We start from the raw sequence: 24,736 nt of genomic DNA on the forward strand, positions 1-24,736 counted from the left end.
TATCGTTTGACCGTCAGGGACGGAGCACGCAATTTGGACTGGTTGACTTTAAGCGACGCGGAATGGACGGCGATCCGCCTCAGCCTGCGCGTATCTTTTGTGGCCATGATCGTCGGCCTGCCCTTCGCCATTGCTATCGCCATGCTTCTGGCGCGCGGACGCTTCTGGGGCAAATCCATCCTCAATGGCCTGGTCCACCTGCCTCTGATCCTGCCACCGGTCGTGACCGGCTTTCTGCTTCTGATCCTGTTCGGCAAACGTGGCCCGATCGGCGCGTTTCTCGCCGAATATACCGGCATCGTCTTTTCCTTCCGCTGGACGGGTGCAGCTCTCGCCTGCGCGGTCATGGCCTTCCCCCTGATGGTGCGCAGCATTCGCCTGTCGATCGAAGCCGTGGACCGCCGGCTGGAACTGGCGGCCTCGACGCTGGGGGCAGGACCATTCTGGGTCTTCCTCACCGTCACGCTGCCGCTGGTAATGCCAGGTATAATCGCCGGCATGGTTCTGGCTTTTGCCAAGGCGATGGGTGAATTCGGCGCGACGATCACCTTCGTTTCCAATATTCCTGGTGAAACCCAGACACTGTCTTCGGCGATCTATACCTTTACCCAGGTTCCCGGCGGCGACGCCGGTGCGTTTCGCCTGACGCTGATTTCCATCGTCATTTCCATGGCCGCGCTGATGGTGTCGGAAATCCTGGCAAACCTCGCCGCGAAGAAGGTTGACGCCGTATGAGCCTTGAGGTCGACATCCGCCATCGGCTTGGCGCCTTTTCCGTCGAAGCGGCCTTCTCTGCGAGCAAGGGCGTGACGGCCCTCTTCGGCCGCTCGGGATCAGGAAAGACATCGCTGATCAACATCATCGCAGGGCTGATGCGGCCCGGGAGCGGGTCTCTGATCTTCAACGGCGACGTGCTTTTCGACGGTGACAAGCGGGTTTTCGTGCCCGCGCACAAACGCCGCTTCGGTTATGTCTTTCAGGAATCCCGCCTCTTTCCGCATCTGAGCGTCCGGCGCAATCTCGGCTATGGTCGATGGTTTGCCCGGCGCAGCCATGGCGGAGCGGATTTCGACCGGATCGTCGATATGCTCGGCGTCGGTGCACTGCTGGACCGCGCACCGGCCAACCTCTCGGGCGGCGAAAAGCAGCGCATCGCCATCGGCCGGGCGTTGCTGTCCAATCCGCGCCTGCTTCTGATGGACGAGCCCATGGCCGCCCTCGACGAGGAACGCAAGGCGGAAATCCTGCCCTATCTGGAGCGGCTGCGCGATGAGGCGGATATTCCGATCATCTATGTCAGCCACTCGATCGCGGAAGTCGCCCGGTTGGCGACAAAGGTCATCATTCTGGAAAACGGCCGGGTCAGCGCGTCAGGCGACGCGGCAACCATCCTCAGCCAGCCGTCTTCGACCATCAGCCGCCGCGAGGCCGGCGTGGTTATCGACGGCATCGTCGAGACGACGGACACAACGCATCAGATCACCGTCATCCGGGCCGGAAAGGCCGAAATCCGCGTGCCGCATCTCAATGCCCCCATCGGCAAGCGCGTCCGGCTACAGATCGCCGCCCGCGACGTCATGCTGGCAACCAGCCGGCCGGATGGATTGAGCGCGCTCAATATTTTGTCCGCAACGATCATCGAGATCGGCGAACCGGCGCTAGGCATGGTGGATATCCGGCTGGATTGCGCTGACGTGACGATCGTTTCGCGGGTGACGACCCTCTCGCGCGACGTGCTCGGACTGCATCTGGGCAAACCGGTTCATGCCATCATCAAGAGCGTGGCTCTGGATCTCTGATCTTCGGCGCGCTGGCGCTGAGATTGTCTTGCAGCCAGGCCAGTTCCGATGCCAGCGCCGCCTGAGCCTTCGCCTCCATCGCGCGGAACTGACGGATCAATTCTTCGCCGAAGGGCGTCAGGATTGCACCGCCGCCCTGTTTTCCGCCGCGCTGCGATTCCACCGCCTCCTGTTGGAACATGCTGTTGAGCGCGCTCACCAAAAGCCAGGCCCGCCTATAGGACATATCCATGGCACGGCCCGCAGCCGAGATCGATCCGGTTTCGCGGATATGCTCAAGCAACTCGATCTTGCCTCGGCCGAGCCGTTCGGCATGGGGGAAATCGACCCGCAAAACGGGGTGGAGACTGCTGTGATCTGTCTGTGTCATGCGGTTCTACGTGCCCTGGCTGGATCGATAAAAGATTATCGCGCCCGCCTGCCGATGTATAGCGCCGCCCCCACTCCAGAGTGGCCGCCGCCTTCAAACCCGCAGTCCGGTCTGATCATCGAACACATGCACATCGGCCGGACGGATCGATACATCGATGACATCTCCCGTGCGAACCTGCCTGCGCGACGTCTCGACGATCGTCACCTCCGCAGCCGTGGAGGTGGTGATGTAGGTCGCCGATCCGGTGCTCTCGACGATACCGACGGGCAGGCGGAAGACGCCCTGCCCCGGCTCGACGAAATGCAGGTGTTCGGGTCTCAACCCCGCCGTCACCTTGCGGCCGGGCTGCAGCTGGCGGTCAAGAACGATGGTCTGCTTTTCACCGACATCGACCGCCAGCGAACGGCCATCCTCGCCAACCACCGCAGGCACGAAATTCATTGCCGGCGACCCGATGAAGCCGGCGACGAACCTGTTGGCCGGCCGGTCGTACAGTTCGAGCGGCGCGCCCTGCTGCTCGATGACACCATCCTTCATGACCACGACATGGTCAGCCATGGTCATCGCCTCGATCTGGTCATGCGTAACATAGACCGACGTCGCGCCCAGCCGGTCGTGCAGCGTGCGGATTTCCTTGCGCATATGGACGCGCAGCGCCGCATCGAGGTTGGACAATGGCTCGTCGAACAGGAACGCCTTCGGATCACGAATGATCGCCCGGCTCATCGCGACACGCTGGCGCTGGCCTCCGGACAGTTCGCGCGGATAGCGGCCGAGAAGCTGCGAAAGCCCGGTGGTCGCCGCAACCTCTTCAGCCGCCTTCTTGGCTTGCGCCTTCGGCACACCGCGAATGCGCAGGCTGTAGGTGAGGTTCTGCTCCACCGTCATATGCGGATAAAGCGCGTAGGACTGAAACACCATGGCAATATCGCGCTTGCGCGGCGGCACGTTGTTCATCAGCTCGCCGGCAATCTTCAGATCGCCCGTCGAGATGCTTTCAAGCCCGGCCAAAGAGCGCAGCAGGGTGGACTTACCGCAGCCGGATGGGCCTACAAGTGCGACGAAGCTGCCCTTCTCGATGCTGAGCTCGATGTTTTTCAGGGCATGGAAGGCGCCGTAATATTTATTGACGCCCGAGAGCTCGATCTGCTTGGTCATTTGATGGCTCCCGAAGTAAGGCCGGAGACGATGCGCCGCTGCAAAAGCACGAAGATGGCGAGGATGGGGGTCACGTAGATCGTGGCATAGGCCATGATATTGTTCCATTCGTTGGTGTTCGGCCCCATGAACGAATTGAGCCCAACGCTGGCGGGCTGCAATTCCACCGCTTGGATGATCGACTTCGAATAGACGAACTCGCCGAAGGCCTGCATGAAGATGAGGATGGCGCTGACGAGGATGCCGTTGCGGGCAAGCGGCAGCACGATGTTGAAGAAGGCGCCGACCCGCGAATTGCCATCGACCAATGCCGCCTCCTCCAGTTCCTGCGGTACGGCCATGAAGGTGGCGCGCACCAGCACGACGAAGAACGGCATGCTTTTGGCGGCAATGGCAATGATCACGGCCAAGCGCGGATAGTTGAGCATGCCGAGCTGCGAGAAGCCGACGAAGATCGGCGTGATCATCAGCGATGCCGGCAGAACCTGCAGCATCAGGATCAGGAACAGCCCGATATCCACCCAGACATTGCGGTAGCGCGCCAGCACATAGGCGCAGCCGACCCCGAGCACGGTGATCAGCGCGACCGAGCCGAAGGCAATGATCAGCGAATTCCACAAATAACGGCCCATGTCACGGCTTTCCCAGACAAAGGCATAGGTGCTCCATTGCGGTTCAGAGGGCCAGAAGCTCGGCGGCGTCGCAAACATCTCCGAACCGCTTTTCAAGGCGGTGATGAACATCCAGTAGAGCGGAAACAGATAGATCGCCGCCATGACGAGGGCGATGACCAGCATCAGGCGGTTGCGGTTGGTGTCGTTCATCCGCGCACCTCATGACGTGTGGAGCGGACATAGACGACCGAGGCGAACATCACGAAGACGATCATGATGACGGAGATCGTCGCACCCTTGGCGAAGTCATACTGCCGGAACGACAGGTCCCACGCCCAGTATTGCGTGACGTTGGACGAATTGTTGGGTCCGCCGGACGTGATCGCCGCGAACAGATCGAACTGCTGCAAGGTGAAGATCAGGCCGAGCGAAATGATCGCGCCGATGGTCGAGCGCATCATTGGCAGGGTGATCGTCCAGAACCGCTGCCACGCATTGGCGCCGTCGAGTTCGGCGGCCTCATAGAGATCGCCGGGAATGCTCGCCAAGCCGACCGACAGCAGGATCATGTTGAAGGCCGTGCCCAGCCAGATATTGGCCATGATGACGGCATAGAGCGAATAGTTCGGATCGGAGCGCCAGAAGATATTGCCTGAGATGATGCCGGTTTCCCTCAGCATGAAGTTCAGCACCCCGAAATCGCCCGACAGGATCCAGTTCCAGATGGCGCCGACGACGAGGCCGGGCATTACCCAGGATACCAGGAACAGGCCGCGCAGCCACGAAGCACCCGGAAAATTCACCCAGAAGAACAGCGCCAGCCCGAAGCCGATCAGGAACTGGCCGGCAATCGAACCGATCACGAAGATCGCCGTATTACCAAGGATCGGCCATGTCTCCGGCTGGGCAAACAGGTCCCGGTAGTTCTTGAAACCGACGAAGGGCCGCAGCAACGTGCCGAGGCTGAACATGTCGACTTCCTGAAAGCTCATCAGGATATTGTAGAGCAGCGGCAGACCCGCCATCAGGAATAGAAAACCGAGTGGAAAGGCGACGAGCACGATATCGAAACCGTTGCCATCCCGGATGCTGGAAAGCAGCCTCTTCATGGGGCCTCCGATGCTCCGAACGGGGTTGCCTGACGCATTGGCGCGCAAGACAACCCCTTCCGGGAGGAAATGATGATGGCGCAGGCCATCGGCAAGTTTGTCTTCTCCCCAGCGGGGAGAAGTGCCGAGCAAAGTGAGGCGATGAGGGGGTCTATCCGCAAGCATGGAGATTGTGCCCCCTCATCCGGCCCTTCGGGCCATCTTCTCCCCGCTGGGGAGAAGAGAGAAAGCAAGCTCAGCCCAGCACAGCCTTGATCTTTTCGGCCGCCTGATCAAGCGCGTCCTTCGGGCTCGACTGGCCGGTTAGCGCGGCCTGGATGGCATCCTGGATCGCCTTGGAGATCTTTGGCCATTCGGGATGCGGACCGCGCGGCTTGGCGTATTTCAGTTGTTCGAGGAACACCTTGAGGCCGGCATCCTTGAGCGCCTGACCGGTTTCCGGGATGGAGATGTCGGAACGGGCCGGAAGCTGGCCGTAGTTCTTGAACATCTTGTCATCCTGCGAGGCGAAGAATTCGAGCGCCTTGAACGCTTCCTCCGGATGTTTGGTCGAGGCAAAGATCGCCCAGTTGAAATCGCCCATCGCCGAGGAGCGTTCGGCACCTTCCTGCGGCACCGGCAGCAGCGTCACGCCCCAGTCGAATTTTGCCTCCTGCGTCATGCGGTCGAGTTCCCACGGACCGGAGATTGCCATGGCGGCATTGCCGGAATTGAAGGTGCCGGTCGAATCCCACTGGCCCCGGGTCAGCGTATCCGGCGAGGCAAGCTTCTCATCCATGATCGTCTTCCAGACGGTCAGCGCCTTCACCGCACCTTCGGAATTGATGTTTTCGTAGCTGCCGCCACCCATCTGCGCCCAGGGCAGGAACTGGAAGGTGCCTTCCTCGCTCGCCTTGGCGGAGAAGGCCAGGCCATAGACGTTGGCCGCCGGATCGGTCAGCTTGCGCGCATCCTCGACAAGCTCATCCCAAGTCTGCGGCGGCTTGTTCGGGTCGAGACCCTTCGCCTTGAACATATCCTTGTTGTAGTAGAGCGCGATCGTGTTCGTCGCCTTCGGCACGCCGTAATATTTGCCATTCCACTCGACCGATTTCAGCGGCCCGGGGAAGTAGTTCTCCGGCTTGATCACCGTCGATTTCGAGATCATATCAGTCAGATCGAGGAAAGCGCCGCGCGATGAAAACAGCGCATGCTCCGGATTGTCGATGGCGATGATATCCGGCGCCTGACCGGTCGAATAGGCGCGCATCGCCTCGCTCACCACATCGTCGAACTGGATCTGGCGGTACTCGATCTGGATGCCGTTGTTGAGCTTGTTGAAATCGGCCACCAGATGCGGCGCCGGCTGAATGTCGCGGTCAAGCGACCAGACAGTCAGCTTCACATCTTCCGCCTTGGCAGAAAGACCCAACATCGAGACGCCTGCCAGCGCCAGCGCACCAATGACTGCATATTTGCGGATACCCATAATTTTCCTCCTTGTGGTTATCCTGTCGGCCGTCATCCTCCATGCCGGCCTTCTTCAGTCCATTTCAGTCTGTCAGGCCGCCTGATTCACCAGGCAGGCTTGGCCGATCAGGCGGGATCAACGACGAAATCGCCGCCCCGGCAAGTCTTCATATAATTGAGGCCATGAACCTGGCCGGTCATCTCGAGCGCATCGCGATAGACCGGATCATGCCAGCCCTCGATGTCGATCGAGCCAGACCAGCCGGCAAGCCGCAGCTCGGAAATCACGTCCGTCCAGTTGGTATCGCCAAAACCCGGCGTGCGCATGAACACGAATTTTTCCTTGCCGAAAATACCGTGCTCGCGGATGACGTCCCAGCGGATCGTCGCGTCCTTGCCGTGCACGTGGAAGATCTTGCTTGCCCATTTGCGGATCTGCGGCAGCGGGTCGATGAGATAGACCATCTGGTGGCACGGCTCCCATTCGAGCCCGATATTGTCATCCGGCGTTTCGTTGAAGATCAGTTCCCAGGCATCCGGATTATGGGCGATGTTCCAGTCGCCGGTTGCCCAGTTGCCGTCCATGGCGCAATTCTCGAACGCAATCTTCACCCCCTTGTCAGCGGCGCGCTTGGCAAGCTCGCTCCAGACTTCCTTGTAGCGCGGCAGGCTATCGGTCAGCGGCTTGTTGCGGATGCGGCCAGTGAAACCTGCAATGCAGGTGGCACCGAAATGATGGGCGTTGTCGATGCAGTCCTTCCAGCCCTGCAGCGTATCGCGATCGATATCGGTTGTTTCCAGCGGATTACCGAACATACCGAGCGTCGAAATGGTGATATCTCGGTCGCCGATCGCCTCGATGCAGCGCTTGCCGAGTTCGGCGAGGTCCTGGCCATTGGTCGTCTGCCAGAAGAAGGGCTCGAAGCTTTCAAAGCCCATGTCTGCCACCTTGCCGATACGCTCCGCCGCCTTGCCTGGGGATGCGCTGATCATGGTACCGATGCGGATGGCTTTTGCCGGATTGCTCATCAAACTGTCCTGTTCTTCATAAGGTCACGCGCTGCCTAGTGCGGGCGCTTTCAATCGCTGCAAACACCATGGCAAGGCTGTTGATATTGTCGTTGCTGACCGTCTCCGGCTTGGCGCCGGTCCGGATGGCGCTCAAAAAATCTGCGATGACGCTGGCATGACCATGGGTCTGCGCCTCATCAGCCGGCTGCGGCACGTCGATGGCCACGATCGGACGGAGGAAGCCTTCGGAGCCCGCAACTACGCCGGTCTTGAAATCGTCCGCACCATCCCAGAGCAAGGTGCCCTTGGTGCCGATGATCCGCCACTGGCTTTCCCAGCTGGTATTGTCCCCTTCGGCGCACCAGGAACCGCGATAGGTGAAGGTCACGTCGTCGGAAAATTCAAAGATCGCATTAGCGGCGGCGCCATGCGCATACCAGGAGCCGCGCGGATTGCTTTCGTGGCAATAGACTGCCACCGGCACCTTGTCCGCCACGAAACGGGCGGCGTCGAATGTGTGGATCGCCATGTCGAGCAGCAGCACATTGTCCATCTCCTCGCGGAACCCGCCGAAATGCGCGCCGATGAAGAAATCGCAATGAATGGCCGTCAATTCGCCCAGCGCACCGCTTTCCACCAGCCGGCGAATACGGCGAATGCCCGAAATGAACCGGCGGTTCTGGACGATGGCATGGACTTTCCCGGCGGCCTCGGCCTGGGCAATCAGCGAACGGCCCGCCTCGATCGACGCCGCCATCGGCTTTTCGCTGAGCACGTGACAGCCATGAGCCAAAGCGGTTCCCACCACATCGCCACGCGCGGACGGGATGACGACATCGAAAACGATATCGGCAGAGGTCTTTGCCAGGACGTCGGCAAGGTCGCAACCGATGACGGCATCCGTGAGACCGAATTCAGCGGCCAGCGCTTTTGCCGCCACCGGATTGACGTCGACGAGCCCGACGACATCAACCGCCGAGCGAATTTCAGGGTTTTCAGCGATCGCGTTGAGCCAGCCTTTGGCCATGGCTCCGCACCCGCACAGAACTGCACGCACAATGGGATTCTCCTCCTCAAAGTCTACGGTTTTCGCTCCTTTTCGGCCACCGTAAACGTTTACGGAACTATGAACGATTTTTGAAACGTGTCAATAGATGGACATCGGATCACCGAGATCACGCGTTGAAAGCAGCTGAAATGACGGGCATACGCAGGCTTGCACAGCATCTGGATATTTCCATCGGCACCGTCTCGCGGGCTCTGAACGGGCGTCCCGATGTCAATGAGGAAACGCGCCGCAAGGTTCTCGAAGCGGCCGCCGAACTCGGCTATGTGCCCAACCAGTCCGGCCGCAGCCTGCGCCAGGGCACCACCAATATCATCGGCTTCATGATGCAGACCGGCACCGAGATCACAGGTCAGGGTGATACGTTCTTCATGAGTGTGTTCGATGGCGTCCAGACCGTCTTTGCCCGCCATCGCCTTGATCTGGTCGCCCTGCTCTGCTCGTCGGAAGAAGACCCGGACGACTATCTTCGCCGTGTCGTCGCCCGTGGTTTTGCCGATGGCCTGATTCTCTCGGCCACCCAGCGGAACGACCCGCGCTTCGAATTTCTCGCCAAACGCAAGATCCCGTTTGTTACTTTGGGACGCAGCCTGACGGATGTCGGCCAACCCTGGCTCGATCTCGATTTCGAAGGCATGGCACAGACCTCGATCGACCGGCTGGTGGCCAAAGGTCACCGGCGCATCGCCGTGACGCGGCCGCATGACGACATCAACCTTGGTCATCTCTTCGTCGACCAAAGCGCCAGGGCCCTTGCAGCGCACGGATTGACGCTCGATCCCGATCTTATCTTCAGTTCGAAGCCCAACGAAGCGGGCGGCTATCACGTCGCCCAGCAATTGCTGGCCATGAAGGACCGGCCAACCGCAATCCTTTTGGTCAACGAGACGATTGCCATCGGCTTCTATCGCGGCATGAGCGAAGCCGGCCTCAAGCCCGGACGCGATATCGCCATCATCGGCCGCCAGAGCCCGCAATCGCATTTCCTGTCGCCAAGCCTGACCGGTTTTACGCTATCGCGACGCGATCTCGGCATCGCGTTGGCTGAAGCATTGCTCGCCACCATGCCAGCCTTCAGCCATTTCTATCCGGATGCGGACCTTCGCAAAGTCTGGCCGGAAGACCTTGTCGAAGGTGAGAGCGACGCTTTTTCACTGCCCGCCTGAATGCAGGACGCAGACCCAATAACCGGCCAATCTTTGCGACTTGAACAACGGCAATTTACCGTGCACATCGGAAATCTCATCCTTCGACGCTCGGAACCCTCCCATGCCCGGCCCAGCCCTCGACCACAGTGTAACGGACCACGCCCTGCCAAAGAAAGCAGGCGTCGTCATCATCGGCGGCGGCATTATCGGGGTGAGCACGGCGCTGTTCCTTGCCGAGCGCGGCGTTGACGTCGTGCTCTGCGAAAAAGGCATTCTCGGTGGCGAGCAGTCCAGCCGCAACTGGGGCTGGGTCCGGGTCATGGGCCGCGACCGGCGCGAAATTCCGCTCGCCATCGAAGCCTTGAAAATCTGGGACGGGCTGGACGCGCGCGTCGGCGGGCAGACCGGGTTTCACCGTTCGGGGATTGCCTACATCTCCGAGACCGAAACGGATATCGCCAACCGCGATGCCTGGTTGAAACTGGCGCAAGCCTACGGGCTTGACACACGCCAGATTGGCGCGGATGAGACGGCTACCGTGATGCTGGGCACCGGGCAACGGTACAAGGGCGCGCTCTACACGCCAAGCGATGGACGCGCCGAACCGCAAAAAGCAGTGCCGGCGATTGCAATGGGCGCGCGCCGGGCCGGTGCCCGGATCCTGACAGGCTGCGCCGTGCGCGGTATCGAGAAGAGTGCGGGCCGGATCAGCGCTGTGATCACCGAGAAGGGCCGGATCGAGACGTCCGCTGTTGTGCTTGCCGGCGGCGCCTGGTCGCGTCTGTTCTGCAAGGGACTTGGCATCCGGCTGCCGCAGTTGAAAGTGCGCAACTCGGTGCTGCGCACCAGCGCAGTGAACCGGGGGCCGGATGGCGCGGGGGCCACAGCGACCTTTGCCTACCGGAAACGGCTGGACGGCGGCTACACCATTGCCAATGGCGGCATCAATATGCATGCGCTGGTGCCGGACAGTTTTGCCTTCTTCCGCGATTTCCAACCCGCCAGGAAGGCCGAGGGCGACGCGGTGCAGCTCGGCCTCAGCGCTCGAAGCTTTCAGGAACTGTTCGAAATCTCCGCAGTCCCCCTCGACCGGCCCGGTGCATTCGAACGGCATCGGATTCTTGATCCGAATCCGGATGGCAGATCCGCCTTGAACGCGTTGCGGGCGGCTACGGAAGCTTTGCCGGTACTTCGGGATGCGAAGGTGGAGCAGATCTGGGCCGGCCTGATCGATGTGACGCCGGACGCGGTCCCGGTCATTTCCACACTCGACAGCCTTCCCGGCCTGGTCATCGCGACAGGATTTTCGGGCCACGGCTTCGGTATCGGTCCGGGCGCCGGCCATCTCACCGCCGATCTGGTCATGGGAACCACGCCGATCGTCGATCCCACCCCGTTCCGCTTTAGCCGCTTTTCGGACGGCACGCCGATCGAGATCGCACCGCCGGTTTGAACCGTACGGCCCATCTCCAGATATGAAACATCCCCGAACGCACAAGGCTTTCGGGGATGTGAAGACATTCGATGAAAGAGCTGAGGATCAGCCCATGCGCTCGGACGCATAGCTTCCCGGGCTCGCCGGGAAGACGACGGTGCGGTTGCCGTTGATGAAGGTGCGGTGGTGGATATGGGCGTGCACGGCACGCGCCAGAACCTGGCTTTCGACATCGCGGCCGATCGAGACATAATCCTCGGCCGACTGGGCATGGGTGATGCGGGCGATGTCCTGTTCGATGATCGGGCCTTCGTCGAGATCGGCAGTGACATAATGCGCCGTTGCACCGATCAGCTTCACACCGCGCTCATAGGCCTGCTTGTACGGGTTGGCACCCTTGAACGACGGCAGGAACGAGTGGTGGATGTTGATGATCTTGCCCGACATTTTCTGGCACATCTGGTCCGACAGGATCTGCATGTAGCGGGCAAGCACGATCAGTTCCGTGCCGGTCTGTTCGACCACATCCATGATCCGGGCTTCGGCCTGCGGCTTGTTGGCCTTGGTCACCGGAATATGATGGAACGGGATGTCATGATTGACGACGACCTTCTGGTATTCGAAATGGTTGGAGACGACGCCGACGATCTCGATCGGCAGGGCGCCAATCTTCCAGCGGTAGAGCAGGTCGTTGAGGCAATGGCCAAAGCGCGACACCATCAAAAGCACCTTCATTCGATGCTCACTGTCGAGAATATCGGCTTCCATGCCAAAGCGGGTCTTTACCGCCTCGAAGCCGGCCTTCAGCTTGTCGAGCGTCGCACCTTCCTGGCTGATGAAGGTCAGGCGCATGAAGAACAGGCCGGTTTCCATGTCGTCGAACTGCGAGCTGTCGGTGATGTAACAACCCTCGTCGGCCAGATAGCCGGTGATCGCCGCGACGATACCACGGGTGGATTTGCACGATACGGTCAGAACGTAGCTCTTCATCGGTTTCAGTCTCTCGCTTTGGGTCTTGGCTGGCCCTCCGGGCCCAGCATCGTGGAACGGAAGCTAGCGCGGCGCCGGCCTGCCCGTCCATCCGTTTAGCGACATCGGATAGCAGGAACAGGCCACGCCGTCTCTTCTGGTGTTGGAACGTGGCCTAACGCTCAGATATCGAGCGTCGTCTGCCGCTCCCAGTCGGTGAAATGCGATGCGTAGGCATTCCACTCCCGGTGCTTGAGCTTCAGGTAGGCGCTGGAGAAACTCTGGCCAAGCGTGGCCTTAAGTTCTTCGTCCTTGTCGTATTCCCTCAGCGCATCGAGCAGGTTCAAGGGCAGCAGCGGTGCGCCGGTAACGGTGTGGCCTTCCTTGTACATGTCGATGTCCCAGTGACGGCCCGGATCGGCATTCTTCCGGATACCGTTGAGGCCCGCCGCAATGATGATTGCCTGCAAAAGATACGGATTGACCGCACCATCCGGCAAACGCAACTCAAATCGGCCGGGGCCTGGAACGCGGACCATATGGGTGCGGTTGTTACCGGTCCATGTGACCGTATTCGGCGCCCAGGTCGCACCGGAAATGGTGCGCGGCGCGTTGATGCGCTTATAGGAGTTGACCGTCGGATTGGTAACCGCAGCGAGTGCCGACGCGTGTTTCATGATACCGCCGAGGAAGGTCCGGCCCTGGGCCGAAAGACCGAACGGCATTTCCTTGTCGGCGAAGGCATTGGTCTTGCCTTCCAGATCCCACACGGAAATATGGGCATGGCAGCCGTTACCGGTCAGCCCCTTGAAGGGCTTTGGCATGAAGGTGGCGCGAAGGCCGTGCTTTTCAGCAACGGTTTTCACCATGAACTTGAAGAACGAGTGCTTGTCGGCGGTCTGCAGCGCGTCGTCATATTCCCAGTTCATCTCGAACTGGCCGTTCGCATCCTCATGGTCGTTCTGGTAGGGCTTCCAGCCGAGTTCGAGCATGTAGTCGCAGATTTCAGCGATCACGTCATAGCGGCGCATGACTGCCTGCTGGTCGTAGCAGGGCTTTTCGGCCGTATCGAACTCGTCGGAAATCTTGCCGCCATCCGGCGAAATCAGGAAGAATTCCGGCTCGACGCCGGTCTTGACACGAAGGCCCTCTTTGGCAGCTTCAGCGATCAGCCGTTTCAGCATGACGCGCGGCGCCTGGTCCACCGGCTGGTCTTCCATGACGCAGTCGGCAGCGACCCACGCAACGTCCTTTTTCCAGGGCAGTTGGATGACGGACGAGGCGTCCGGAAGCGCAAACAGGTCCGGATGAGCAGGCGTAAGGTCGAGCCAGGTGGCAAAACCGGCAAAACCCGCGCCGTTCTTCTGCATATCGGCGATCGCTTCGGTCGGAACGAGCTTCGCCCGCTGGCCGCCGAACAGGTCGGTATAGCTGATCATGAAATATTTGATGCCACGGTCTTTGGCAAAGCTGGCAAGATCGAGTGTCACTGTGTTCCCCTTTGGATTATTCAGACACTTTTTCGTAAAAAGGCCGCTGCCTATCTTTGAAGATCGTGCAACGGCCTAAGCTATGTTTGGGTCAGAAGCCTCCCTTGCCTGGGATCCAGCTAGTGCCGGCGAGCGGCACCTGCGCCATGGCGGAAGCCTCAAGCGTCAATGCGACGAGGTCTTCCGGCTCCAGATTGTGCAGATGGTTCTTGCCGCAGGCCCTGGCGATCGTCTGGGCTTCCAGCGTCATCACCTTGAGGTAGTTGGCAAGGCGGCGTCCGGCTGCGACAGGATCGAGGCGCTTGGAAAGCTCCGGGTCCTGCGTGGTAATGCCGGCCGGATCCCTGCCTTCGTGCCAGTCGTCATAGGCACCGGCCGTGGTTCCGAGCTTCTGGTATTCCTCTTCCCAGTGCGGATCGTTATCGCCGATGGCAACCAGCGCTGCCGTACCGATGGCAACGGCGTCAGCACCGAGCGCCAAGGCCTTCGCCACATCGGCGCCCGAGCGGATGCCGCCGGAGATGATCAACTGCACCTTGCGGTGCATGCCGAGATCCTGCAGCGCCTGAACGGCGGGCCGGATGCAGGCAAGCGTCGGCATGCCGACATTCTCGATGAAGACGTCCTGCGTTGCCGCCGTACCGCCCTGCATGCCGTCGAGCACGACAACATCGGCACCGGCCTTCACGGCGAGGGCTGTATCGTAATAGGGACGCGCGCCACCAACCTTCACATAGATCGGCTTTTCCCAATCGGTGATTTCGCGCAGTTCCATGATCTTGATTTCGAGATCGTCCGGGCCGGTCCAGTCCGGATGCCGGCAGGCCGAGCGCTGATCGATGCCCTTCGGCAGGTTGCGCATATTGGCGACGCGATCGGAAATCTTCTGGCCGAGCAGCATGCCGCCGCCGCCGGGCTTGGCGCCCTGGCCGACGACGATCTCGATGGCGTCTGCGCGGCGCAGATCCTTCGGGTTCATGCCGTAGCGCGACGGCAGATACTGGTAGACCAGTGTTTGGCTGTGGCCGCGCTCCTCGTCCGTCATGCCACCGTCACCGGTGGTGGTCGATGTACCGGCTATGGTCGCACCGCGCCCAAGCGCTTCCTTGGCATTGCCCGAGAGCGCACCGAAGCTCATGCCGGCAATGGTGATCGGCGTCTTCAGGACGATCGGCTTCTTGGCGTAGCGCGCGCCAAGCACGACGGATGTGTCGCACTTCTCGCGGTAACCTTCGAGCGGGTAACGCGAGATCGAAGCACCGAGGAACAACAGGTCGTCGAAATGCGGAACTTTGCGCTTGGTGCCGGCGCCGCGAATATCGTAGATGCCGGTCGCCGCCGCGCGGCGGATTTCGGCAAGCGTATAATCGTCGAAGGTCGCTGACTTGCGCGGCGGGGTATAGGGGTTGTGATAGCTCATGGACGGTTCCCTGCCTTAGTACGCATCAGCGTTATCGATGTTGAAATTGTAGAGTGTGCGGGCCGAGCCGTAGCGCTTGAATTCCTGCGGCTTGACGTCGGTAATGCCTGCCTTCTCCAGCAACTCGGCGAGCTTCTCGATATGCTCCGGGCGCAGCTCCTTCTCGATGCAATCGGCGCCGAGGCTTTTCACCTCGCCACGCACGAACAGCTTGGCCTCATAGAGCGAGTCCCCCAGCGCATCGCCAGCATTGCCAAGCACCACCAGGTGACCCGACTGACCCATGAAGGCCGACATATGACCGATATTGCCTTGGACGACGATATCGATGCCCTTCATCGAGATACCGCAGCGCGAGGCCGCATTGCCCTTTATCACCAGCAGACCGCCACGGCCCGTCGCCCCGGCATACTGGCTGGCATCGCCCTCGATGACAACCGTTCCCGACATCATGTTTTCAGCGACACCCGGGCCTGCGGAACCATGGACGGTGACGGCGCCGCCATCGTTCATCCCGGCACAATAATAACCGACGCTGCCGCGCACTTCGACGGTGACCGGCTGGTCGATACCGACGGCGACGGCATGGCTCCCACGTGGATTGACGACCTCGAAATTGGTGTCATTGGCGCCGGGGGCGATGGTGTGAAGCGCGCTGTTCAGTTCGCGCAGCGGCGTGGTGGCTAGATCGAATACGCGCATCGCTTCCAGACTTTCTCGTTTGACGCTGACATCCACGGTTAGGCCGCCTTCTCATGATCCCAGAAATACACAGTCGCCGGCTCCGGCTCCCAGACACGCGCATTCTCGATACCCGGCAGGTTGACGAGCGCACGGTATTCGGAACCGAAGGCAATATACTGATCGGTTTCGGCCATGACGGCCGGCTTGCAGGCGATCGGATCGCGCACGACACCGAAGCCGGACTTGGTGCCGACGACGAAGGTAAAGAAGCCGTCGAGATCGTCGAGCGCGCTGGTCAACGCCTGGCCCAGATCCTTGCCCTTGGCCATTTCAGCCGTGAGGTAAGCGGCGGCGACTTCGCTATCGTTCTGCGTCTCGAAGGTCATGCCTTCGCGCACCAGTTCCCGGCGCAAGTTGTTGTGATTAGAGAGCGAACCATTGTGCACCAGGCACTGGTCGGCACCGGTCGAAAACGGGTGCGCGCCGAGCGTAGTGACGGCCGATTCCGTCGCCATGCGGGTATGGCCGATTCCGTGCGTGCCGCCCATCGCGCGAATGCCGAAGCGGGAGACTACATCCTTCGGCAGACCAACTTCCTTGTAGATCTCGACGCTGTCGCCCGAGCCCATGACACGGATACCGGCCCGTTCCTGGGCAAGCAGATCACGCACAGCTAGAGCCTTGGCAGCATCGGTCTCGATGACTGCATGCGTGCTTTTCAATTCTACGGTAACGCTGGAATCGGCTGGCTTCAGCAGTGCGTCAAGACCGGCAAAATCGTGCTTCGGGTCAGCCGATTGAACGGTGATTTTGGCACGGCCTTCCGACGGCGCACCATAGATGGCGATGCCTGCGCTATCAGGCCCGCGGTCGGTCATGATAACAAGCATATCGGACAGCATGGCACCCAATTGCGGCTCCAGGCTCTTGTCCTTCAAAAACAATCCGACAATTCCGCACATGGGGACAATCCTTCGTTTCGTTGATGAAAAGATGGATATCAGTTGCCGTTTTGGATTTCAACTGTGAAGAAAGTTATTTTCTTTTAAAGCAATATTCTGCCGAGCTTTCGCAGCGGCTTCTTGTCTTGATTCTTTTTCAGGACTAAAGTCAGCTTTGCTGAAGGAGCAACACATGAGCATTGTAACGCTGTCCGATGCCAAGGATCATCTTACCGATCTTGTGAGCCGTGCCGAGGCGGGGGAAACGATCCAAATTTCAAGTGCGGGCAAGATAGTTGCTCAGTTGACTCCGGCCAAGCCGACCAAGAAACCTATTGATGTCGAAGCGCTCAAACGCCTGACTGAAAGCATGCCTTATCAGGAGACCAGTGCAGGCGACTTCATTCGCACCATGCGTGACAGCGAGCGCTATTGAATGATTTATGTTGACACATCCGTTCTCGTGTCGAGCTTGACCAACGAGATGGATACGCACCGTGCACAGGAAGCACTGTTGCGTTTTGAAAACGACGCTCTTTATATCAGCCAGTGGTCAATCACAGAGTTTTCTTCCGCATTGTCGTTGAAGGAACGCGTCGGTGGGATCGGCGCTGGAGACGCAAAACGCGTCAGAGCTCAGTTTTATCAGATGGTTGACGCGTCCCTAGAGGTTTTGGAAGTATCAACCCGGCACTTTAAACTCGCGGCCAGCTTCACGGAAAACTCAAAATTGGCTTTGAGGTCGGGAGATGCTCTTCATCTTGCAATCGCATCCGACCATGAAATGACTATTTGCACCCTCGACAAAAAGATGGCGCGTGCCGGATCGCTTCTCGGAATATCCACGAACTTGTTGTAGCTTTCCCCCTATATACCGCCGCGCGTCTGCGGATAGGAAATGATCGACAGGTAGCGGATCGGCAGCTTGACCAGCTCTTCCGGACCGTGGCGCGCGTCGGCGTCGAAGAACAGGCTGTCGCCCGGCTGCATGGTGAAGAGCCGGTCGCTGTGGCGGTAGACCACTTCGCCTTCCAGCATGTAGAGAAACTCCATGCCTTCGTGCTGGAAAGCCGGGAACGTGTCGGAATCCGCCGTCAGCGTAATCAGATAAGGCTCGACGACCACGCCGGCCGTGTTGTTGTCGATATGACCGAGCAGATTGTACTGATGGCCCGCGCGCGTTCCGCGCCGCTCCAGCTCGACGCCTTCACCGGCCTTGACGAACACGGCGTTGCGCGGCTCCTCATAGCGGCGGAAGAACGCCGTGACCGGAACGCCCAGCGCCCGTGACAGGGACTGAAGCGTCGTCAGCGACGGCGAGATATTGCCATTCTCGATTTTCGACAGCATGCCGAGCGAAATGCCGGTGGCGGTGGCAAGGTCGGTGACGGTGATGCCGAGCTTCTTGCGAAAGGCGCGCACCTCGTGACCAATGGCGATTTCGAGATTGTTTTCTTTCGGTTCGCGCAGCGCATGCGGATCCTGCAGGAAGGCAGCCGTCAGCGCCGGCTTCTCGTCATCCGTCACACGGCCGATATCGATGACTGGCTGCTTCTTCGCCATGTGGCGCTACCCCCCGACTGCAAGACGATCAATCTATCCTGAGAGTGAAATTTTCTCAACCGGGAAGAATATATGTCAGCGCGGTCCTGCACTGCCATTTTGTCGCTGCGAACGCGGCGGCTCGCCGAATGCGGCACGATAGCTGCGTGAGAAATGGCCGGCGCTGGAAAAGCCGGTGGCAAAAGCAATTTCCGAGATGGAGAGAGGGCTTTGCTGCAGCAGACGGCGGGCATGATCGAGTCGCAGCTTGCGGTACTCGAGAAGAAAGGACGACCCCATCTGGCTGGAAAACAGCCGGTCCAAATGGCGCGGCGACAAGCCCGCCAAGGCCGCCATCGTCTGGCGATCGAGCGGCGCTTCGATCGTTGCTTCCATCTTCTCCAGCACAGTGAGAAGGCCCGGATGATTGACGCCATAACGCTCGGCCAGCGAGGCCCGCTGGGGTGCGCCGGAGCTTTCCACATGGGTATGCAGATACCAGTCGCTGACCCGGCGGGCAAAATCCGAGCCCATGCGTTCGGAAATCAGTGCATGCATCATGTCGAGCGGCGCCACGCCACCACCACAAGTGATGCGGTTGCCGTCGAGGACATAGCGTGCCTGACGCGGAGCAAGGTCCGGAAAGGCTTCCATCAGCGCTGGCGCGTGTTCCCAGTGAATGGTGAAATCGCGATCCTCCAGCAATCCCGCCGCAGCCATCAGATAAGGGCCACCGGAAATACCGCCGATGCGCACGCCGTCGCGGGCAAGCTGACGCAGGCAGGTCAAAACAGCTGGAAGATTCCAGTCGACCGGCGTACCGCCGGCACAAACGAAGACCGTATGGAAACCCGATCCTCGGCCCGGCAATGGCGTGGCGGGCACGGGAATGCCCGAAGAAGTCATCCCGGCAACTCCGTCGACAACATGCGCCGACAGGGCATAGATATCCCGGCCCGCGAGAAGATTGGCGGCGCGCAGCGGCTCTACGGCCGAGGCATAGGACATCAGCGCAAATCCCGGGATGAGGATAAAGCCGATCTTCTGGACGTTTTTCTGGTCATCTGACACCATGTCCTAATCATGGCTTAAAACGTCTCTTTTCTGCAAGTACAGAAACGCAATCCTGTCATGATCTCAGCGGTTCACCAGGATCCCCTTGCCATGCGTTATTCTGCCTTTTCTGTTTTTCTGAATGCCCTGCGTGGCAACAAGGGCTGGAAGCCTGCATGGCGCAGCCCGGTTCCGAAAAACCATTATGACGTCATCATCATCGGTGGCGGCGGGCATGGACTGGCGACCGCCTATTACCTTGCCAAGGAATTCGGCGTCACCAATGTGGCGGTGCTGGAAAAGAGCTATATCGGCTCCGGCAATGTCGGCCGCAACACGACGATCATTCGTTCCAATTATCTGCTTGAGGGCAACAACCCGTTCTACGAACTGTCGATGAAGCTCTGGGAAGGGCTGGAACAGGACTTCAACTTCAACGCCATGGTCTCGCAGCGCGGCGTGCTGAACCTCTTTCACTCAGACGCCCAGCGCGACGCCTATACCCGGCGCGGCAATGCCATGCGGCTGCACGGCGTCGATGCCGACCTGCTCGACCGCAACGCGGTGCGCCAGATGCTGCCGTTCCTCGATTTCGACAATGCCCGCTTCCCGATCCAGGGTGCCTTGATGCAGAAGCGCGGTGGCACCGTGCGCCATGACGCCGTGGCCTGGGGTTATGCCCGTGGCGCCGACAGTCGCGGCGTCGATATCATCCAGAATTGCGAAGTCACTGGAATTCGCCGCGAAAACGGCCGCGTCACCGGCGTCGAAACCAGCCAGGGCTTTATCGGCTGCGGCAAGCTGGCGCTGGCCGCAGCGGGTAACTCGACCACCGTTGCCGACATGGTCGACATGAAACTGCCGATCGAAAGCCACGTGCTGCAGGCCTTCGTCTCCGAGGGGCTGAAACCCTTCATCGACAATGTCGTCACCTTCGGTGCCGGTCACTTCTACGTCTCGCAATCGGACAAGGGCGGCCTCGTCTTCGGCGGCGATATCGATGGCTACAATTCCTATGCCCAGCGCGGCAATCTGGCGACGGTCGAACATGTCGCCGAGGCCGGTGTCGCGATGATCCCGGCTCTGTCGCGTGTCCGGGTGCTGCGCTCCTGGGGCGGGGTGATGGACATGAGCATGGATGGCTCGCCCATCATCGACCGCACGCATATCGACAATCTCTACCTGAATGCCGGCTGGTGTTACGGCGGCTTCAAGGCCACGCCCGCCTCCGGCTTCTGCTATGCCCATCTGATCGCCAGGAACGAACCGCATGAGACCGGTCGCGCCTTCCGGCTCGACCGCTTCGCGCGCGGCCGGATGATCGATGAAAAGGGCGTCGGCTCGCAACCCAATCTGCATTGAGGACTTCATATGGCCAGCCTGATCGCCTGCCCCCATTGCGGGCCTCGCCCCAAGGAAGAATTCACCGTTCGCGGTGACGCCGGCATAACCCGCCCGGCGCCGGATGCCGGTGAGGATGCCTGGTACGCTTACGTCTATCTGCGCGACAATCCGCGCGGACGCCACAAGGAACATTGGCATCACACATCCGGCTGCCGCCGCTGGCTGGTGGTCGAGCGCGATACGATGACCCACGCGATCTACACTGTCACGGATGCAAGCGCTGAGGGAGAGACCGCATGAGTTCCTACCGTCTTTCCAAGGGCGGCCGCATCGACCGCGCCAAGCCGCTCGATTTCAGCTTCGACGGCAAACCAATGCAGGGTTTTTCCGGAGATACGCTGGCCTCGGCGCTCCTCGCCAACGGCCGCCAGCTGGTCGGCCGCAGTTTCAAGTATCACCGCCCGCGCGGTATCCTGACGGCAGGCGCCGCCGAACCGAATGCATTGGTGACCATCGGCGAAGGCGGCCGCACCGAAGCCAATACCCGCGCCACGCTGGTCGAACTCTACAGCGGCCTGACCGCCAAGAGCCAGAACCGCTGGCCCTCGGTCGATTTCGACCTCGGCGCCGTCAACAGCCTGCTCTCGCCCTTCCTCGGTGCCGGCTTCTACTACAAGACCTTCATGTGGCCGGCTGCCTTCTGGGAAAAAGTCTATGAGCCGATCATCCGTAAAGCGGCAGGCCTTGGCCGCGCCACCTACCAGCCCGATCCGGACACTTACGAAAAATGCTGGGCGCATTGCGACCTGCTGGTGATTGGCGCCGGCCCATCAGGCCTCGCTGCGGCTCTGACGGCCGGCCGTGCCGGTGCCTGTGTCATCCTCGCGGACGAAGGGTTTGAACCCGGTGGGTCTCTGCTCTCCGAGACGGCACCCATCATCGGAAAACCCGCAGCCGATCTGCTGGCTCAGACGCTGGCCGAACTGGCGGATATGCCCAATGTCCGCATTTTCTCCCGCACCACGGTCTTCGGCTGGTACGACGGCAATGTCTTCGGCGCTGTCGAAAGCGTGCAGAAGAACACGGCTACAGTGAACCCGAACCGGCCAGTAGAGCGCATCTGGCGCATCGCCGCCAAACAGGCGATCCTCGCTTCCGGCGCCGAAGAGCGGCCGCTGGTGTTCGGCGGCAACGATATTCCCGGCGTCATGATGGCAAGCGCCATGCGCTCCTATCTCAGCCGCCAGGCTGTCGCGCCTGGAAACAGAACAGTCATCTTCACCAACGATGCCTCCGGTTATGCGACAGCAGCCGATATGGAAGCCGTCGGCCTCAACGTCGAAGCAATCGTTGACAGCCGCACGGATGCCGCACGCACTTGGTCCGGCAAGGCCCGCGTTCTTCCCGGCGCCGTGGTTGTCGATGCGAATGGTGGCAAGAGCCTCAAAGGCGTAACAATCCTCAACAACGGCCACCCGGAAACCATCTCCGCAGACGCACTCGGCATGTCCGGCGGCTGGAGCCCGATCATTCATCTCGCCTGCCATCGCGGCGCAAAACCGGTCTGGTCGGATGCCAAGGCGGCGTTCCTCGCGCCGGAAACCCAAGACGGGCTGACCGTCGCCGGTGCCGCTGCGGGCATTGGCAGTATCGAAGCCTGCCTTGCAGACGGCGCCGCAAAGGCCGCCTCAGTCCTGCAATCGCTGGGCTTTTCCAGTGCCACCGCCGCTTTCGCCGCGAAAGCCGATACGGCAACCGTGTCCAAACCGCTCTGGCGCGTCCACGGATCGAAGGGCAAGGCCTTTGTCGATTACCAGAACGACGTGCACCTCAAGGATCTCGGCCTCGCCGTCAGCGAGGGCTACGGCCATGTCGAGCTTGCCAAGCGCTACACCACCAACGGCATGGCAACCGATCAGGGCAAGCTGTCGAACATCAATGCCATCGGCATTCTCGCCGAAGCGCGAAAAGTCTCGCCGGCCGATGTCGGCACCACGACGTTCCGGCCTTTCTACACGCCGCTCACCTTCGGCGCACTGACCGGCGCCTCCAAGGGCAAGCACTTCCAGCCGGTGCGCAAGTCGCCGCTGCATGACTGGGCCAAGAAGAATGGCGCCGTCTTTGTCGAAACGGGCCTCTGGTACCGCTCCTCCTGGTTCCCGAAAACGGGCGAAACGACATGGCGCGAAAGCGTCGATCGCGAAGTGCTGAATGTCCGCAAGAATGCCGGCATCTGCGATGTCTCCACGCTTGGCAAGATCGAAATCTTCGGCAAGGACGCCGCCGAATTCCTCAACCGGATCTATAGCAACGCTTTCCTGAAGCTGCCGATCGGCAAGGCGCGTTACGGCCTGATGTTGCGCGAAGACGGGATGATCTATGACGACGGCACGACCAGCCGCCTGGGCGAAACCCATTTCTTCATGACAACGACCACGGCCTACGCGGCAGGCGTGATGAACCATCTGGAATTCTGTGCTCAGGCGCTATGGCCCGATCTCGACGTTCAGTTTTCCTCCTCGACCGATCAATGGGCGCAGATCGCCGTTGCCGGACCGAAATCCCGGATGATCCTGCAAACGCTGGTGGACGATGACATGTCCGATGCGGCCTTCCCGTTCCTCGGCGCCAAGGAAGTTTCACTCTGCGGCGGCACGCTGACCGGCCGGCTGTTCCGCATCTCGTTTTCCGGCGAACTGGCCTACGAGCTTGCGGTTCCTGCCGGCTACGGCGAAGCGATCGCCGACGCCATCATGGACGCAGGCAAACCGCACGGCATCTGCCCCTACGGCGTCGAGGCGCTGGGCGTCATGCGCATCGAGAAGGGCCATGTCACCCATTCCGAAATCAACGGCACCGTCATCCCGTCGGACCTCGGCTTTGCAAAAATGGTATCGGCGGCTAAACCTGACTTCATCGGCAAAGCGATGCTGTCACGGGAAGGTTTGATAGCGGATGACCGGCTCTCGCTGGTCGGCGTCAAGCCGCTCGATCCGGCAACCACCTTTAAGACAGGCTCACATATCCTCTCGGACGGCGTCGTCCCGTCGCTTGAAAACGACCAGGGCTACGTCTCCTCCAGCTGCTACTCGCCGAACCTTGGCTCGACCATCGGCCTGGCTCTGGTCAAGCACGGTCCGAAGCGCCATGGCGAGAATGTGACTGTGTGGAATGACCTGAAAAGCGAATATACCAAAGCCGTGCTGTGCAGCCCGGTGTTCTTCGATCCGGAAAACGGAAAGCTCCATGGCTGATTTTGCGCTCCTCCACCGCCCTGCCCTTGCCGATGCCAAGTCCGGTTCGTTTGGCGCACCGTCAACCAACGGCCGGATCATGCTAACGGCTCTGCCGGAAGGTCACGTGCTGCATGTTCTCAGCTCCCGCGGAAGCGGCGACCTGACAGACCTGATCCCGCAAATTGGCGATGGCACTTCGCATGCCATGCGGCCCTATGGCCCCGGACAATGGTTCGTCATCGGCGATGCCCCGCTTTCCGCAGCGGAGATTTTCGCCAAGACACCGCTTCTGGATGGTAAGGCGTCCATTTCCGATCAGGGCCATGGACGCGTCCGGATCGGCATCAGCGGCATGTCCGTCGAAGCGGTCCTCGCCAAGGGCACGGCGGTCGATCTCGCTCTGCCGAATTTCCCGGTTGGCCATTCCGCAATGACCTTGATCGGCCATATCTCGGCCCTCATTTCCCGGACGGGACCGGAAAGCTTCGAGCTTCTGGTGTTACGCGGTTTTGCCGAAAGCCTCTGGGATGAACTGATCCAGATGAGCCTCGAATTTGGCATCGATGCCCGCACCGGAAAATGAGCGATATGAGGACGATGGTGAGCCTCAATTAAACCTCAATTGACGCTAACCTCGACCGCAATCGTTCTTTGGCCAAAGCTTGGCTACTCGCGGTGCTGGTATTTCCAGCCCGCCAATCTAATCCAAATTTTCGATTGTCCCGCCCCTGGTATCGCCATGGGGCTTGGGCACGTCTATTATACGCGATATGAACGTTTCCGGCCGGCACTCGGCAGGAATTGACCACGGATGGACTGGCAGCTCCCGACCCGGCAGACGCTCCTTGAAAAAAAGCGGATATGACCAAGACGGGGCCAGGCTCCGCTTTTTTCA

General features: G+C 60.4%; 24 protein-coding genes. 10 read left to right on the plus strand and 14 right to left on the minus strand.

Annotated features, from left to right (window positions below; all coding sequences use genetic code 11):
• Window positions 1-33: 33 nt before the first annotated feature.
• Entirely contained in the window at window positions 34-735 is a 702-nt protein-coding gene (gene modB, locus ACP7BS_RS20790; protein ID WP_426239644.1) for a molybdate ABC transporter permease subunit, read from the plus strand.
• Entirely contained in the window at window positions 732-1,799 is a 1,068-nt protein-coding gene (modC, locus tag ACP7BS_RS20795; RefSeq protein WP_426239645.1) for a molybdenum ABC transporter ATP-binding protein, read from the plus strand. Before modB ends, modC begins: the two co-directional genes overlap by 4 nt.
• Here modC and ACP7BS_RS20800 read toward each other — a convergent pair.
• From ACP7BS_RS20800 to ACP7BS_RS20830, 7 genes are all read right to left on the minus strand, one after another.
• Complete coding sequence (locus ACP7BS_RS20800; protein ID WP_426239646.1) at window positions 1,774-2,169, minus strand: winged helix-turn-helix domain-containing protein; 396 nt, start codon at window positions 2,167-2,169, stop codon at window positions 1,774-1,776. The two genes, modC and ACP7BS_RS20800, sit on opposite strands and share 26 nt — an antisense overlap.
• Window positions 2,170-2,262: 93 nt before the next feature.
• Window positions 2,263-3,330, minus strand: a complete 1,068-nt coding sequence (locus tag ACP7BS_RS20805) for an ABC transporter ATP-binding protein (protein WP_426229851.1) — start codon at window positions 3,328-3,330, stop codon at window positions 2,263-2,265.
• Complete coding sequence (locus ACP7BS_RS20810) at window positions 3,327-4,154, minus strand: carbohydrate ABC transporter permease (RefSeq protein WP_426229852.1); 828 nt, start codon at window positions 4,152-4,154, stop codon at window positions 3,327-3,329. Before ACP7BS_RS20810 ends, ACP7BS_RS20805 begins: the two co-directional genes overlap by 4 nt.
• Complete coding sequence (locus ACP7BS_RS20815; protein ID WP_426229853.1) at window positions 4,151-5,053, minus strand: carbohydrate ABC transporter permease; 903 nt, start codon at window positions 5,051-5,053, stop codon at window positions 4,151-4,153. The genes ACP7BS_RS20810 and ACP7BS_RS20815 overlap by 4 nt, the downstream gene beginning before the upstream one ends.
• Before the next feature lie 235 nt (window positions 5,054-5,288).
• Window positions 5,289-6,521, minus strand: a complete 1,233-nt coding sequence (locus tag ACP7BS_RS20820) for an ABC transporter substrate-binding protein (protein WP_426239647.1) — start codon at window positions 6,519-6,521, stop codon at window positions 5,289-5,291.
• A 107-nt stretch (window positions 6,522-6,628) separates the two neighbouring features.
• The gene (locus ACP7BS_RS20825) at window positions 6,629-7,531 is read right to left on the minus strand and encodes a sugar phosphate isomerase/epimerase family protein (RefSeq protein WP_426239648.1); all 903 of its coding nucleotides are present in this window, start codon (window positions 7,529-7,531) and stop codon (window positions 6,629-6,631) included.
• Window positions 7,532-7,547: 16 nt separating this feature from the next.
• Window positions 7,548-8,573: a Gfo/Idh/MocA family protein gene (locus ACP7BS_RS20830; RefSeq protein ID WP_426239711.1), complete on the minus strand. Its 1,026-nt coding sequence runs from the start codon at window positions 8,571-8,573 to the stop codon at window positions 7,548-7,550.
• A 137-nt stretch (window positions 8,574-8,710) separates the two neighbouring features.
• Between ACP7BS_RS20830 and ACP7BS_RS20835 the strand changes: the two genes are divergently transcribed.
• Window positions 8,711-9,745 (plus strand): LacI family DNA-binding transcriptional regulator, encoded by a 1,035-nt coding sequence (locus ACP7BS_RS20835; protein WP_426229857.1) that lies wholly within the window; start codon window positions 8,711-8,713, stop codon window positions 9,743-9,745.
• A gap of 103 nt (window positions 9,746-9,848) precedes the next feature.
• Window positions 9,849-11,180, plus strand: a complete 1,332-nt coding sequence (locus ACP7BS_RS20840) for an NAD(P)/FAD-dependent oxidoreductase (protein ID WP_426239649.1) — start codon at window positions 9,849-9,851, stop codon at window positions 11,178-11,180.
• A gap of 87 nt (window positions 11,181-11,267) precedes the next feature.
• On the opposite strand, the gene purU is transcribed toward ACP7BS_RS20840, so the two are convergent.
• The 5 genes from purU to ACP7BS_RS20865 all read right to left on the minus strand — a co-directional run bounded on the left by purU (window position 11,268) and on the right by ACP7BS_RS20865 (window position 16,687).
• Entirely contained in the window at window positions 11,268-12,152 is an 885-nt protein-coding gene (gene purU / locus ACP7BS_RS20845) for a formyltetrahydrofolate deformylase (protein ID WP_113246807.1), read from the minus strand.
• Window positions 12,153-12,313: 161 nt separating this feature from the next.
• Entirely contained in the window at window positions 12,314-13,621 is a 1,308-nt protein-coding gene (gene glnT, locus ACP7BS_RS20850) for a type III glutamate--ammonia ligase (protein ID WP_426239650.1), read from the minus strand.
• Between the two features lie 91 nt (window positions 13,622-13,712).
• Window positions 13,713-15,041, minus strand: a complete 1,329-nt coding sequence (locus tag ACP7BS_RS20855; protein ID WP_426229860.1) for an FMN-binding glutamate synthase family protein — start codon at window positions 15,039-15,041, stop codon at window positions 13,713-13,715.
• Between the two features lie 15 nt (window positions 15,042-15,056).
• Window positions 15,057-15,743, minus strand: a complete 687-nt coding sequence (locus tag ACP7BS_RS20860; RefSeq protein WP_426239651.1) for a protein GlxC — start codon at window positions 15,741-15,743, stop codon at window positions 15,057-15,059.
• Between the two features lie 38 nt (window positions 15,744-15,781).
• Window positions 15,782-16,687, minus strand: coding sequence for a class II glutamine amidotransferase (locus ACP7BS_RS20865; RefSeq protein WP_426239652.1), 906 nt, complete (start codon window positions 16,685-16,687; stop codon window positions 15,782-15,784).
• Between the two features lie 172 nt (window positions 16,688-16,859).
• On the opposite strand from ACP7BS_RS20865, the gene ACP7BS_RS20870 reads away from it, so the two are divergent.
• Both ACP7BS_RS20870 and ACP7BS_RS20875 read left to right on the plus strand, forming a co-directional pair.
• Window positions 16,860-17,102, plus strand: coding sequence for a type II toxin-antitoxin system Phd/YefM family antitoxin (locus tag ACP7BS_RS20870; protein ID WP_426239653.1), 243 nt, complete (start codon window positions 16,860-16,862; stop codon window positions 17,100-17,102).
• The gene (locus ACP7BS_RS20875) at window positions 17,103-17,525 is read left to right on the plus strand and encodes a type II toxin-antitoxin system VapC family toxin (RefSeq protein WP_426239654.1); all 423 of its coding nucleotides are present in this window, start codon (window positions 17,103-17,105) and stop codon (window positions 17,523-17,525) included.
• A gap of 8 nt (window positions 17,526-17,533) precedes the next feature.
• Here the strand turns inward: ACP7BS_RS20875 and ACP7BS_RS20880 are convergent, their stop codons facing one another.
• Entirely contained in the window at window positions 17,534-18,229 is a 696-nt protein-coding gene (locus tag ACP7BS_RS20880; protein WP_426229865.1) for a helix-turn-helix domain-containing protein, read from the minus strand.
• Between the two features lie 75 nt (window positions 18,230-18,304).
• Window positions 18,305-19,282: a GlxA family transcriptional regulator gene (locus tag ACP7BS_RS20885; protein ID WP_426239655.1), complete on the minus strand. Its 978-nt coding sequence runs from the start codon at window positions 19,280-19,282 to the stop codon at window positions 18,305-18,307.
• 90 nt (window positions 19,283-19,372) lie between these two features.
• On the opposite strand from ACP7BS_RS20885, the gene ACP7BS_RS20890 reads away from it, so the two are divergent.
• The 4 genes from ACP7BS_RS20890 to ACP7BS_RS20905 are packed head-to-tail and all read left to right on the plus strand — an operon-like array spanning window position 19,373 to window position 24,424.
• On the plus strand, window positions 19,373-20,623 hold the full coding sequence (locus tag ACP7BS_RS20890) for a sarcosine oxidase subunit beta family protein (RefSeq protein WP_426239656.1): 1,251 nt from the start codon (window positions 19,373-19,375) through the stop codon (window positions 20,621-20,623).
• 9 nt (window positions 20,624-20,632) lie between these two features.
• Complete coding sequence (locus tag ACP7BS_RS20895) at window positions 20,633-20,905, plus strand: sarcosine oxidase subunit delta family protein (protein WP_113247227.1); 273 nt, start codon at window positions 20,633-20,635, stop codon at window positions 20,903-20,905.
• Window positions 20,902-23,859, plus strand: coding sequence for a sarcosine oxidase subunit alpha (locus ACP7BS_RS20900; RefSeq protein ID WP_426239657.1), 2,958 nt, complete (start codon window positions 20,902-20,904; stop codon window positions 23,857-23,859). Before ACP7BS_RS20895 ends, ACP7BS_RS20900 begins: the two co-directional genes overlap by 4 nt.
• Complete coding sequence (locus tag ACP7BS_RS20905; RefSeq protein ID WP_426239658.1) at window positions 23,852-24,424, plus strand: sarcosine oxidase subunit gamma family protein; 573 nt, start codon at window positions 23,852-23,854, stop codon at window positions 24,422-24,424. The genes ACP7BS_RS20900 and ACP7BS_RS20905 overlap by 8 nt, the downstream gene beginning before the upstream one ends.
• Window positions 24,425-24,736: the final 312 nt, after the last annotated feature.

The organism is Pararhizobium sp. DWP1-1-3, from assembly GCF_049896125.1.
In the GTDB taxonomy this organism is placed as follows: Bacteria; Pseudomonadota; Alphaproteobacteria; order Rhizobiales; family Rhizobiaceae; genus Pararhizobium.

Excerpts from the sequence above, each read along its gene's own strand:
- ACP7BS_RS20800 (WP_426239646.1), bottom strand. The coding sequence starts at position 2,169 with ATGACACAGACAGATCACAGCAGTCTCCACCCCGTTTTGCGGGTCGAT.
- ACP7BS_RS20840 (WP_426239649.1), top strand. The coding sequence starts at position 9,849 with ATGCCCGGCCCAGCCCTCGACCACAGTGTAACGGACCACGCCCTGCCA.
- ACP7BS_RS20870 (WP_426239653.1), top strand. The coding sequence starts at position 16,860 with ATGAGCATTGTAACGCTGTCCGATGCCAAGGATCATCTTACCGATCTT.
- ACP7BS_RS20895 (WP_113247227.1), top strand. The coding sequence starts at position 20,633 with ATGGCCAGCCTGATCGCCTGCCCCCATTGCGGGCCTCGCCCCAAGGAA.
- ACP7BS_RS20880 (WP_426229865.1), bottom strand. The coding sequence starts at position 18,229 with ATGGCGAAGAAGCAGCCAGTCATCGATATCGGCCGTGTGACGGATGAC.
- ACP7BS_RS20855 (WP_426229860.1), bottom strand. The coding sequence starts at position 15,041 with ATGAGCTATCACAACCCCTATACCCCGCCGCGCAAGTCAGCGACCTTC.
- purU (WP_113246807.1), bottom strand. The coding sequence starts at position 12,152 with ATGAAGAGCTACGTTCTGACCGTATCGTGCAAATCCACCCGTGGTATC.
- ACP7BS_RS20885 (WP_426239655.1), bottom strand. The coding sequence starts at position 19,282 with ATGGTGTCAGATGACCAGAAAAACGTCCAGAAGATCGGCTTTATCCTC.
- ACP7BS_RS20865 (WP_426239652.1), bottom strand. The coding sequence starts at position 16,687 with ATGTGCGGAATTGTCGGATTGTTTTTGAAGGACAAGAGCCTGGAGCCG.
- ACP7BS_RS20815 (WP_426229853.1), bottom strand. The coding sequence starts at position 5,053 with ATGAAGAGGCTGCTTTCCAGCATCCGGGATGGCAACGGTTTCGATATC.
- ACP7BS_RS20805 (WP_426229851.1), bottom strand. The coding sequence starts at position 3,330 with ATGACCAAGCAGATCGAGCTCTCGGGCGTCAATAAATATTACGGCGCC.
- ACP7BS_RS20890 (WP_426239656.1), top strand. The coding sequence starts at position 19,373 with ATGCGTTATTCTGCCTTTTCTGTTTTTCTGAATGCCCTGCGTGGCAAC.
- ACP7BS_RS20860 (WP_426239651.1), bottom strand. The coding sequence starts at position 15,743 with ATGCGCGTATTCGATCTAGCCACCACGCCGCTGCGCGAACTGAACAGC.
- modC (WP_426239645.1), top strand. The coding sequence starts at position 732 with ATGAGCCTTGAGGTCGACATCCGCCATCGGCTTGGCGCCTTTTCCGTC.
- ACP7BS_RS20825 (WP_426239648.1), bottom strand. The coding sequence starts at position 7,531 with ATGAGCAATCCGGCAAAAGCCATCCGCATCGGTACCATGATCAGCGCA.
- ACP7BS_RS20875 (WP_426239654.1), top strand. The coding sequence starts at position 17,103 with ATGATTTATGTTGACACATCCGTTCTCGTGTCGAGCTTGACCAACGAG.
- ACP7BS_RS20835 (WP_426229857.1), top strand. The coding sequence starts at position 8,711 with ATGACGGGCATACGCAGGCTTGCACAGCATCTGGATATTTCCATCGGC.
- ACP7BS_RS20820 (WP_426239647.1), bottom strand. The coding sequence starts at position 6,521 with ATGGGTATCCGCAAATATGCAGTCATTGGTGCGCTGGCGCTGGCAGGC.
- ACP7BS_RS20905 (WP_426239658.1), top strand. The coding sequence starts at position 23,852 with ATGGCTGATTTTGCGCTCCTCCACCGCCCTGCCCTTGCCGATGCCAAG.
- ACP7BS_RS20810 (WP_426229852.1), bottom strand. The coding sequence starts at position 4,154 with ATGAACGACACCAACCGCAACCGCCTGATGCTGGTCATCGCCCTCGTC.
- ACP7BS_RS20900 (WP_426239657.1), top strand. The coding sequence starts at position 20,902 with ATGAGTTCCTACCGTCTTTCCAAGGGCGGCCGCATCGACCGCGCCAAG.